8 protein-coding genes and 1 pseudogene are annotated in these 11,776 nt (G+C 31.3%); 4 read left to right on the top strand and 5 right to left on the bottom strand.

What is annotated here, in order from left to right:
- Positions 1-35 precede the first annotated feature (35 nt).
- Both H6F32_RS15470 and H6F32_RS15465 read right to left on the bottom strand, forming a co-directional pair.
- Positions 36-677, bottom strand: coding sequence for a glycoside hydrolase family protein (locus H6F32_RS15470; protein ID WP_313926656.1), 642 nt, complete (start codon positions 675-677; stop codon positions 36-38).
- A 245-nt stretch (positions 678-922) separates the two neighbouring features.
- Positions 923-1,123 carry a hypothetical protein gene (locus H6F32_RS15465; RefSeq protein ID WP_190370232.1) on the bottom strand — a complete coding sequence of 67 codons (201 nt, stop codon included), beginning with the start codon at positions 1,121-1,123 and terminating at the stop codon, positions 923-925.
- A 397-nt stretch (positions 1,124-1,520) separates the two neighbouring features.
- Here H6F32_RS15465 and mnmE point away from each other — a divergent pair, with 397 nt between their 5' ends.
- Positions 1,521-2,927: a tRNA uridine-5-carboxymethylaminomethyl(34) synthesis GTPase MnmE gene (mnmE, locus tag H6F32_RS15460; RefSeq protein ID WP_190370204.1), complete on the top strand. Its 1,407-nt coding sequence runs from the start codon at positions 1,521-1,523 to the stop codon at positions 2,925-2,927.
- A gap of 181 nt (positions 2,928-3,108) precedes the next feature.
- On the opposite strand, the gene H6F32_RS15455 is transcribed toward mnmE, so the two are convergent.
- Together H6F32_RS15455 and H6F32_RS15450 are read right to left on the bottom strand one after the other, a co-directional pair.
- Entirely contained in the window at positions 3,109-4,602 is a 1,494-nt protein-coding gene (locus H6F32_RS15455; protein WP_190370203.1) for a phenylacetate--CoA ligase family protein, read from the bottom strand.
- Positions 4,603-5,157: 555 nt separating this feature from the next.
- Positions 5,158-6,678 (bottom strand): mannosyltransferase, encoded by a 1,521-nt coding sequence (locus H6F32_RS15450; RefSeq protein ID WP_190370202.1) that lies wholly within the window; start codon positions 6,676-6,678, stop codon positions 5,158-5,160.
- A 194-nt stretch (positions 6,679-6,872) separates the two neighbouring features.
- Between H6F32_RS15450 and H6F32_RS15445 the strand changes: the two genes are divergently transcribed.
- Positions 6,873-8,012, top strand: a complete 1,140-nt coding sequence (locus H6F32_RS15445; protein WP_190370201.1) for a hypothetical protein — start codon at positions 6,873-6,875, stop codon at positions 8,010-8,012.
- Between the two features lie 25 nt (positions 8,013-8,037).
- Positions 8,038-9,462, top strand: coding sequence for a DUF2079 domain-containing protein (locus H6F32_RS15440; RefSeq protein WP_313926654.1), 1,425 nt, complete (start codon positions 8,038-8,040; stop codon positions 9,460-9,462).
- Here the strand turns inward: H6F32_RS15440 and H6F32_RS15435 are convergent.
- A complete protein-coding gene (locus H6F32_RS15435; protein WP_190370200.1) occupies positions 9,457-10,989 on the bottom strand; it encodes a glycosyltransferase family 39 protein in 1,533 nt (510 codons plus the stop codon). The genes H6F32_RS15440 and H6F32_RS15435 overlap by 6 nt on opposite strands.
- A 152-nt stretch (positions 10,990-11,141) precedes the next feature.
- Here H6F32_RS15435 and H6F32_RS15430 point away from each other — a divergent pair.
- A pseudogene (locus H6F32_RS15430) lies at positions 11,142-11,651 on the top strand (DUF2079 domain-containing protein); the annotation flags it as partial.
- Positions 11,652-11,776 lie beyond the last annotated feature (125 nt).

Raw genomic sequence — 11,776 nt, 5'->3', positions numbered from 1 at the left:
ATGATCATTTAGAAAAATTAATATTTTTGCAGGAATTAATTTTGAGAATTTGGGAAATTTTGGGAGTTATTTAATTCTTCTTGCAAAACTTTCTCATATATTCTTGGTAAGGAACGACTAATAGAGTTATTTTCTATACCATAGCCTAAACTTGTCCAGGTGGGAGAAAGTTCTTTTAAAACTGTTTTTAATTTTTTTTCCCGCAATAGTTGAGAAATATTTACTCCCCAAACGCGGGAATCTGTTAACCATTTATAAACTACGATATCTTGATATTCTGCTTCAAAACTGTAGTTGTGCCACAATAAGAAATTTCCCGGTTTGGGATGATATTTAGGTGCTATATGATACCAAGTGGTATTAATTATTTGATATCTACCTGCTGCGGTAGAACAGTTACCTGTATTTGGTCCTACATTGATAGGAATACATATTTCTGGATGGCGGCTAAGATCATTAACTTGCTTACCTCCATATAATAAAGAATAGGGACGTGATCCATTAGCTTCACTGGCAGATATTGTTCTCATTAATGCGCGAATGTATGGATCACCTCCTTTCATAATTAGTGGTGGTTGTGATTGGGTAAATGTTGGTTCTAATGATGAAGGTATATGATCAAACATATACCACTGAAATAGGTAAACAAAGGCTAAAACGGATGCTATGGGCAAAATAAGCTGTTCTACGCCTTTTTTGGGTTGTGCGTCTTTCAGAATGATCCTCCTGGATAAATCAGTGTTGTAGCTGTTTTTGTGGTATAGATTTAGTATAAACAACCAGATACTCAAAACGGCTTAATTATCTGATTCTACAGGTAGGGGTAAAGCGCAGTGCTAAACCCCTACGCATATCGGTTCTTCGTGATTTTGGAAAAGTCCAAACCCAAGCCGTGTTTAGTATATCTGAGGATCTGATATGATTAAATATCTTCAGGAAGTATCCATTTAGGCGGTTCTGTCATTTTTTTCCTGAGTCTTTCCTCGGCCATTGCCAACATTTGATCTAGGGAAGTCTCTGCAATAAATTGAGATGTTGCTTGTCTAAACTCTATATTGGGACATCCATCACCTAAAATGCAACCATTTATACAGGTTTGAGCGCAATTAATTTTTTGTTCTATGTTTTGTTCCACAGTGGACTCCTCTATTTTGATGATAATCTATAAATATAGAGTAAAAATAGAGTCAGGAGTTCAAGGAGTTACCAAGTCAGTAGGGGTAAAGCATGATCTCATAAGTGTCAATTTAAGCTACTGATGGCTTATTTATTTAGCTTCCGCACGCGCCTGGAAATGAATTTTCAGGGTAATAGCTAAAGTTTACTTTAGTAAACTATTAATTTATAGGCATTTTTACTGAACTTTAGACGACTTTGATGATAGCACATTGGTAAGGTGTCTCAGACAGCATAAATGATGTAAATAAACAGATTCTTGATATATGACGCACCCTACAAAAGATTTTTGATGTGACACTTGCGTAAGTCCTATAATAGCTGATTACAGATTACTGATTTTTATGTCTGAACTTTTAGCTCATACTGGTACTATTGCGGCGATCGCTACTGCTGTTGTTCCCCAACAGGGTAGTGTAGGTATTGTCAGGGTTTCTGGTGATCTGTCCATGGCGATCGCTCAAACTATATTTTATGCTCCTGGTAGACAACTGTGGGAGAGTCATCGCATTATTTACGGTTATATTCGTCATCCCCAAACTAAACAAGTTATTGACGAAAGTTTATTATTAATTATGCAAGCTCCTCGTTCTTTTACTCGTGAAGATGTAGTAGAATTTCATTGTCATGGGGGGATAATTGCAGTACAAGCAGTTTTACAATTATGCTTAGAAAATGGTGCCAGATTAGCCCAACCAGGAGAATTTACTTTAAGGGCTTTTTTAAATGGTAGATTAGATTTAACTCAAGCAGAAAGTATAGCAGATTTAGTGGGAGCAAAATCCCCCCAAGCAGCGCAAAGTGCGTTAGCAGGAATTACGGGAAAATTAGCGCGGCCAATTCGTAAATTAAGAAATCAATGTTTAGATATTTTAGCAGAAATTGAAGCGAGAATTGATTTTGAGGAAGATTTACCTCCTGTAAATGAATTAGGAATTATTACGGAAATTCATAATATTAGTTTAGAAATTCAGCAATTATTAGCCACAAAAGAACGAGGAGAATTACTAAGAACAGGGTTAAAAGTGGCCATAGTTGGTAGACCAAATGTGGGTAAATCTAGTTTATTAAATGCTTGGAGTCAAAGCGATCGCGCTATTGTCACAGACTTACCAGGAACTACCCGTGATGTTATAGAATCGCAATTAGTGGTGGGAGGAATACCTATTCAAGTATTAGATACGGCAGGAATTAGAGAGACAGTAGATCAAGTAGAAAAAATTGGGGTTGAGCGATCGCGTCATGCAGCTAATAGTGCAGATTTAGTATTATTTACTATTGATGCTACTGTGGGTTTTAGTGATACAGATCAAGAAATTTATCAACAAGTAAAACATCGGCCTGTGATTTTAGTAGTTAACAAAATTGATTTATTAAATAGTAGTGAACAGGAAAAAATCACAGGTCAGATTAGGGAATTTTCATCACTAATATCATCATATATTTTCACAGCAGCAGCTAAAAATGTAGGAATTGAACAGTTAGAGAATGCGATTTTAAACCTAGTACAAAAAGATAAAATTGAGGCGGCAAACGTGGATATTGCTATTAACCAAAGACAAGCAGCAGCACTAACACAGGCCAAAATTTCCCTAAAACAAGTAGAAATGACAATTCGAGAAAAATTACCCTTAGATTTTTGGACAATTGATTTACGATCTGCTATTCATGTATTAGGAGAAATTACTGGGGAAGAAATTACTGAATCAGTATTAGATCGGATTTTTAGTAAGTTTTGTATTGGTAAATAACAATGTTAGTATCCACCTAAGCTATTGTATTTAAGTAGTAGCGCAAGCATCTTGCTTGCATACATTATCTACAGCAGTTTCCGTTATTATGAGGTACAGATGTTAATGATAAAACCCTTATAACACACACATCTTGCTGTGTTCATACTGTACCTCATGTATATGGAATGTGCTGTATATGTTATTTTCTAGTATATCTATGTTTGACTCCTACAGGAAAATATTCACTATCTCCTGTGAGTTTTAATTCTATTTGTGGCGCTTGGTATTCTTGGGGAGTGTAATTAGCAAATTCACTATTTAACCGTAATAGTTGACTAAGAATAGAGTTAGTAATTGCCGTTTTTCTGTCCTGAGTTGGTTCTATTCCTGGCAATAATTCCACCACAATAGATAAAAACTTGTTCTGATCTAAATCTTCTTTAACTTGCAAAACAAATTTACCTGTTACCCATTCTCTAATAATGGGTTGTTCTAAACCTACAGAGATATTTTCTGGATAAATATTAGCCCCAAAATAGGAAACTGTAAAGTTAGAACGCCCGAAAATATAAACAAATGGTAATTGATGTATTCCTCTTTTATTTGCTAACTCTATTACAGGATTAAAATTATATTTTTCTAGGAAATTAATCATTTCTTGATAAGTAATAATTCCACCACTGTCTAAGATATTATATCTAATTAAAGGAATGCCATTATTACCAGAAAATAGTAAAGTTTTGTTGATAACTTCAAAATAGCGATCGCATGGATCATACTGTACTAAAGTTGGTAAACGTGACTCTCCAAATAATTCCTTAGCAGCTATTGGGTTATTAGCTAAAAAACGACGAATACAAATACTTAAAGGCGTTTCATTAGCTAAAACTCCTGCATCTGCTGTACCATACATAGAAGCAAAATCATAACAAATATTCTCTAAATTTAACCCTAATCTTTGTCCTACTAAACTGCGCCATTCTTCACTAAATACTTCTCCAGCCATAACTAATTTAACATGATATTTTTGCCAATTAATCTGATTATTTACGCCAGTATCAATCACATCTTTTAAAAATGGAGGATATCCTAATAAAACAACTTGATCAAAATTATGGCCAATTTCTTGAACAATTCGCAGTATTTCCGTTTTATTGTTACCAGGAGTAATCACTGTAATAGGATATCCTTTCATAGCTAAATGACGACAACAATTAGCAGTGAATATTCCTCCTACCCATGTTCCTAATGTAAAACAGATAATAGCTAAACTCCGTTTTTTATCACCGTGAAAACTATCATGAAATATTTGTTCAAATCTCGTAGCTATTTGTAATTCATCAGTTAAAAACCTTGGCCAAAATGTGGGCTTACCAGTAGAACCAGAGGAAGATGCAATAATATCACAATTTTCTATTTTACCTTGATAACATAATTCATTAAATGGATAATTAGTAATATAATTCTCCTTATTAATTATTGGTAAGTTTTGAAAATCCTCTAAGGTTTTAACATCATCTGGGTTAATGTTTTGATTTTTTAAAAATTGTTGATATGCTGGTACATGATGGGCAACATTTTCAAATAAATCTAACAGAGATTTTTCTATTGTTTGTTGATTTATTTCTAGTTTTTTCTTTAGGGGAGTAGAGATAAAATCTGTAATTTTCTCTAGTGTAGTTTTTGGTGTCATGATTGTCTTTAGATAAGATTGAATTATCGGTTTAATAATAGGTCTTAATCAAATAATCTCAGCACTTACGCAAAATATAGGAATAATATTTGATTTATGATGCATATACGTAGGGTGTGTCAGACTCCATAAATTCTATCAATCAACAGATTTATCATAAGCTGTTGTGCCTTTAACTTGAATAATTAATACAAGCAAGATGCTTGTGCTACTGTAACTTCAGGTTTTTTAATTATACAGTGAGTGCTGCACATTAGCTTATCTGACGGACATTACAATACCTAATTTTTTTCAAAATTCAAATATGAGGCCTATACAACGAAAGTCTGGATAATTCATCAATTAGCCCTACACAAGAATCAGGTTTTGATTCCAATCTTGCGTAAGTCCTCAATCTCAGATTTTAGCCTTAATGATGAGAACATCAGGATCAATTATAAATCACTTCTAGGAAATTTTCTAAAATTATAGCCAATAACCCAACAGCGTCAAGATTAATAGATTTACCTGCAACTGTTTTCAATCGCTATTCCATACTCAGCGAAGATGTAAAAACTAATTTCCTGACCGTTTAAGAATATAATTAATATCTCTATCCACTATTCTGTTACAAGAACCTGGACGTTCATAAATACAAGTTCCTTCCCAACATTTTTTTAATTGATAATTTTGATGTTGAGATGGTAAAACAAGACCAGCAACAACATAATTAAACCCAGAATTTAATTCTTGAAAATCTTTGTTTGTTTCCACTGAAAAGATCGGCACATTGTGATGTAAATAAGCATAACCCCCTGATAACGCCCAATGAATATTCCAAAGACCAACACCACAAACATTTTTTTCTTGACTTAAACTTTGCATAGCTAATAAATTATTAGCTACGCCATACCAGTGAGTGTTTTTAATATCAGTGCTAAAAATGGAGAATTTCACATCTTGATAAACATTAAATCTCGTGGAAAGTGGCAGGGAAATATTAACCCAAAATAAAATGGCAAGAAACAATGATATAAAATTTTTGGGCAGGAAAAATATTTGATGTTTTGTCAATTTATTAATTAATTGAGTGAAGATTTCACTAGTTCCTATTCCTGCTAATATCATAAACATTGGCAAAGCTGGATAAATAAAGCGATATTCTTTATGATCGAGAATACTATGAGATAAGATAATAATTAATCCTGACCATAATAAAATGGGACAATGACGCGCACCTATAATGATGAAGATGGTGATAGGAATAATAAACCATGACCAACTTTTAAATAAAAAAATCCCATATTCATACCAAGGAGAAACCCCATAAAGTTTACTTCTACCTTCTACAACATTGACCCAAATATTTAACCAAAAAGATTGAAAAGGATAGGACCATGTAAAGGCATCTACTACACCAAAAACTAGTAGACAAACGATAATTCCTACAAGTATTGGCAACCATTTTAGTTTAAATTTTGTACCACAAATATAGATTAATAAGAAAATAATACATGGTAATAAATGGATTCTTAAACAGAGAGATATACCTAATAAAATTCCAGAAATAAACAACCTTTTGCGATCAGGAAAGTCTGATTTTTTGGTAGCTAAAAATATTCCTGGTAATAGAAAATGAGTAGCGATTACTTCCGTTAAACCTTTGGGAGAAAAATAAATAATTTCAAACCAAATAGCACAAATAATAGCACAAGTTAAAGCTGTGATTTTTCCGCCTATTTCATATCCCCAATAATAGGCAACTATAATAATGGATAAGGAGATTAAACAGAGAAAAATCACAACTCCAGTAATATAACCAGTTGAACCCGATCCCAGGAATTGTGTTAAAGTCATGATGATAGACAATATTCCTGGTAATACCCAAGAACGAATACCATCTCTAAATTCCCAGGTAACAATACTATTGCCAAAAGCAAGACGATGGGCAGGTTCTAATGTTTGGAATATTTCATCTGCCCAGAAGATATTGGGGAATTTTAAGGCTGTGAAAATGCGGAGGGTTAAAGCTGTGATCATGATAATTATTAGTGGTAAATTATCTATTTTTGATGGTTTTTGATGTTGTGTTTGCATTTGTTGAGTGATTTTAATGGATGAAAATTTAAAACTAAATTAAGGTTGATACTTATTCATGGTTAAGATAAATCATAATTCTTGCCATGATAATCAATGTCCATTATAGGAACTAATCCTAAATTGACAAATTCGTTGACAAAAATCAAATAGTTGGTATATAATCCCGATTGATACTGTTCTAAATTATATATATGCGAAACTATATGCGATCGCCAATGCCTAGATATTTATTAATAGGCATTATATTTGCTATAATTATTAGATTAGTGTGTGTTCCTAATAAATCAGTAGATTATAAATATTTTTTAGATCCCTGGTATGATTTTATTGTAACTCATGGTGGATTTAGTGCCTTTAAGCATAATTTTTATGATTATACACCTTCTTATCTTTACTGGCTATTAATGGCATCTACCTTACTATCTGGAGTTCCCAAAATATTAGCAATTAAACTGTTTGCTATGACAATGGATTTTATTTGTGCATCTTTCACTTATAAACTTGTCAAGTTGAAATATACCGATGGTAAAATGGCAAATTTTGCATTCTTAGCAGTAATATTAAGTCCCACTGTCATTTATAATAGTTCACTTTGGGGACAATGTGATGTTATTTATACCACTGGATTAATTGCTTGTGTTTACTTCTTATCTATTTATAAACAAATTCCTGCATTAATTAGTTTTGGAATAGCACTTTCCTTTAAATTTCAAGCCATGTTTTTAACACCTTTATTATTAATTTTATTGATAAAAAAACGTATATCTTGGTATTATTTACCAATAATTCCCCTAGTTTATTTATTGGCAATATTACCAGCTTGGATTGCAGGCAGACCAATTAAAGAATTACTATTAGTATATTTTTCCCAAGCTAATAAATATAAAGAACTTGCTAAAGGAGTACCGAATCTTTATCAATGGATTCCTAATGAATTTTATAATATTGTTGTACCCATAGGGTTATTAATAACTGTATTTGCTATATTTTTATTAGCCTATTTAGTTTATAGAAGTAAATTAGAAATAACTCAAGATAGATTGATATATTTAGCGACAATATCAGTTTTTTCCATGCCCTATTTATTACCCAAAATGCACGAAAGATATTTTTATCCTACGGATATATTATCTATTATCTTTGCTTTTTATTTTCCTCAATATCGTTGGGTAGCAATATCAGTACAATTAGCATCATTTTTTAGTTATTTAGGAACAGATATATATATTAAAATATTTTCTATAACTTTAGGTTTTACATTATGGTTTGTTGTGCGAAATTGTGATATGATTTTTCCAAATATAAAATCTTATCTATCCTTAAAAGATTAATAATCATGAATAGGTAAATAATATCGTGGACAATTCAAATGTAAAAAATACTAATTTAGTTACAATTTTAACTATTAGTACCTTAATATTATTAATATCTAGTATTCTTAGACATGAGTTATTTAATTCATCAGGAGATTTAGCATTTTTTGACCAATGTATTTATTTAATCAGTCAAGGTAAAAATCCCATTTCTTCTGTGCTTGGTTTTCATGCTTTAGCTGATCATGCAGCTTGGATTTTATACCCAATTGCTTTATTATATAAAATTTATCCCACTGTTTATTGGTTATTTTTAGTTCAGTCTTTAGCCTTAGCTGCGGGTATTATACCCACATATTTTTTAGCAAAGCACGCAGGTTTAAAACAAAATCAAACCATAGCTATGATGATAGTTTATCTATTATATCCTGTGGTGTATAACAGTAATTTATGTGATTTCCATCCAGATACTATAGCTATTCCTGCACTTTTAACAGCAGTTTTAGCAGCTAGAAGAAAAAAAATACTGTGGTTTTGTACTAGCATTTTGATAGTATTAGGATGTAAAGCTGTACTTTCCTTAACAGTCACATCTATGGGGATATGGTTGTTATTTTTTGAAAAACGACATGATAGAAAAGATGAAAAAAAATATTTATATGGTGTAATTGCTATTATTAGTGGTGTAGCGTGGTTTTTAATTTCTAACAAAATGATTATTCCTTTTTTTGGTAATGAAACCGCACTAGTAAACCGTCATTTATATCGCTATAGCTATTTAGGAAAATCATTTTCTGAAATGATACAAATTTTCATATACCAACCAGAAATTATTTTAAAAAATATTTTTTCAGCTATAAATTTAGAATATATTATCTGTTTATTATTACCAGTTATTTGGGGTTTAAAACCTCAATATATTTCTCCTTTAGTAGCTGCAATTCCTTGTTTAGCATTAAATATTCTTGCTGATCATCCTACACAAAAAAATCTAGTTTTACATTACTCTTTACCAATAATTCCTTTTTTAATTATATCTTTAATTGCGAGTTTGCAAGCAGGTAAAGCATGGGTACAACAAAAAAGATTAATTATTTTATGGTCTTTAATTTGTTTTTTTGCTTTAGGTAAATGGGGTTTCTTTATTTCCAAATATATTAAATCTGTAGATAATTTACTAGCTACTCAGCAAGCAATATCTTTAATAAAAACCCAAGATAGTATTTTTACTACAGATATTATTACCCCCCATTTAACCCATAGAGAATTAATTAGTTTTAAATATAATATTAATCATAATATTAATGAATTAAATAAGTTTCATTATATTTTACTTAATATTCGTTATCCTGGTTGGGCAGCAAGTGTTGAAAACTATCTTGATTTGATTAAACGCTTACAAAATAACCGAGAATATCAGTTAAGATATCAAAAAGATGATGTATATTTGTTCATCAAGAATTTATAAATTAGTAAATGGTGAAACTAATGTAAATTCTTTAACTGTTCCTATTATTTTACTATCCTTTAAATTCATTTTTTGCAAACTATCATTATCTACCAACAAATAAGACTTTTTAGATAACATTTCCTGCAATAATGCCATATTACCAGAAATAACTTGACAATCACAATAAAAATCTAAACTAGGACGACTATAACCAAAAGAAGTATATATTGTCGTTGCTGGAGGAACAAACTGACGAATTAATGCTGCTACTGGTTTAACAGCAAATGCTTCATTTAACTCCCATATCCAAGAATTTGAACTCATTAATAATAATAATACTAAATACATTCCTGTAAACAAAACAGGGATAAATTTACGATTATTTTGATTAATTAACCAAGCTGTAATTCCCATAGATATGGTTAAAATCATACTCATGAAAATTAATATGATTTGTTTTTCCACAATACTAAAATAAACACATCCTACCAAACCAACTACAGTTAAAAATCCAAAAAATCCTATCAGAAATTTACTTTTAACCTTTTCTTGTTGCCAAATATAATTTAAATTAAACCCAATTGCTAAAGCTAAAAATGGATAAATTGGCATAATATACCAGGGTAATTTTGTCTTCATGAAAGAAACTATAGCCAAATAAATAATTGTACCAATTAAAGTTAAACAACCCCAAGGAGTATCACGATTTTTCCAACTTAAATATAACCCTCCAGGCAAAAACAATAACCAAGGAAACCCATATTTTAGTAATTCTAACAAATAATACCAAATAGGTCCAGTATTACCTTCTACTGCTGTTCCTAGTCTATCAAATGCTTGAGATTGAAAATGTACTTGTAAGAAAGTATTACCATAATGTTGATATTGGGCAAAATACCAAACAATGGCAGGTAAATTTCCTAAAAACATTCCTATCCATAGAAAGGGATTTTTTAACAAAGATAATTGTTTATTAGCAATGACAAATAAACCTGCTATTCCTGCCAAAACTACCACTAACATCCCCTTAGTTAGAGTAATTAAACCTAAACAAAAACCTATACCAATAGCATATTTTTGATTATTTCTTGCTTTAAGAATACAAAACAATAATAATAAGAAAAATGAAATAGTCATCCCATCTAACATTGCCAGTCTACCATGACGTACCACAGGCAATAATGTTAAATAAACCAAAGCTGAAAATAAAGCTGGTAAGGTTTCAGAGAAAACTAATTTACCTAGCAAATACAGTAAAGGAACTCCTAAGGCTGTTAAAAATGCACCAGGAACACGAGTGGTAAATTCTTGTACTCCTCCTAATTGGTAACATAACGCAATTAACCATTGCATCAACGGAGGTTTTAATAAAAAAGGTTCTCCTTGTAATGTCGGATAAAACCAGTTACCAGTTCTGTAAATTTCTCTAGCGACTATAGCATAAGTTCCTTCATCCCAGTCTCTTAAAGGTAGGTTTCCGAGAAATGTTAACCATAATATTAATGATGCTATTAATAACCCTGATAGTAGTTGTTTATTGTTCATATTTATACTCGAATTGACTGAATAATATGGTAAATTTTAATGTGTGAACTAAAAAATGAAAATAAATTATACCATCTTATGGTAAACTTGTGTTGTTATCCATTGTCAAGGATAAAAAAGTTACATGATCTATGAGGTATATATAACGTGATATGGAAAAACGACTAATTAAAGCTAGTCCTTTAAGTTCGATGATTGTTATTAGTGCTTTGGTTTTATTTGCTAGTAGTAGTTTACGGCATTTACTGTTTAAATCAAGTGCTTTTGATTTAGGCATTTTTGACCAAGCAATTTATTTAGTCAGTCAAGAAAAAACACCCATTTCTTCTTTTATGGGTTTTCATATTCTTGGAGATCATGCTGCTTGGATTCATTATATTTTGGCTTTACCATACAAAATTTATCCTAGTGTCTATTGGCTATTTATTGTGCAAGCATTAGCATTAGCTTTAGGTGCTTTACCTACATGGTATTTAGCTATTCAAGCCGGATTAAAAGAAAGTGAAGCTATAGCAGTAGCAACTGCTTATTTATTGTATCCAGTGGTATTTAATGCCAATTTATTTGATTTTCATCCTGAAGTTATTGCTGTACCATTGCTGTTATCAGCAGTTTTAGCCGCACGGTTGCAAAAATTGATTTTGTTTTGTGTATGTTTAATAGGACTTACGCATTGACAAAAAACATTATCTATGTATTCTAGATCATGCGATCGCTATTAAGATTAGCAAAAATATGCTCACGTACAACTAAAGTAAACAGATTCCTCTGTACTTCATACCAGTTG

The sequence above is a fragment of the Anabaena sp. FACHB-1237 genome, assembly GCF_014696225.1.
GTDB lineage: Bacteria > Cyanobacteriota > Cyanobacteriia > Cyanobacteriales > Nostocaceae > FACHB-1237.
This window is presented reverse-complemented; position numbering and strand designations above follow the sequence as displayed.

Bases quoted from the DNA above. Each gene is read 5' to 3' on its own strand.
- H6F32_RS15435 (WP_190370200.1), bottom strand. From the start codon at position 10,989: ATGAACAATAAACAACTACTATCAGGGTTATTAATAGCATCATTAATA.
- H6F32_RS15450 (WP_190370202.1), bottom strand. From the start codon at position 6,678: ATGCAAACACAACATCAAAAACCATCAAAAATAGATAATTTACCACTA.
- mnmE (WP_190370204.1), top strand. From the start codon at position 1,521: ATGTCTGAACTTTTAGCTCATACTGGTACTATTGCGGCGATCGCTACT.
- H6F32_RS15445 (WP_190370201.1), top strand. From the start codon at position 6,873: ATGCGAAACTATATGCGATCGCCAATGCCTAGATATTTATTAATAGGC.
- H6F32_RS15455 (WP_190370203.1), bottom strand. From the start codon at position 4,602: ATGACACCAAAAACTACACTAGAGAAAATTACAGATTTTATCTCTACT.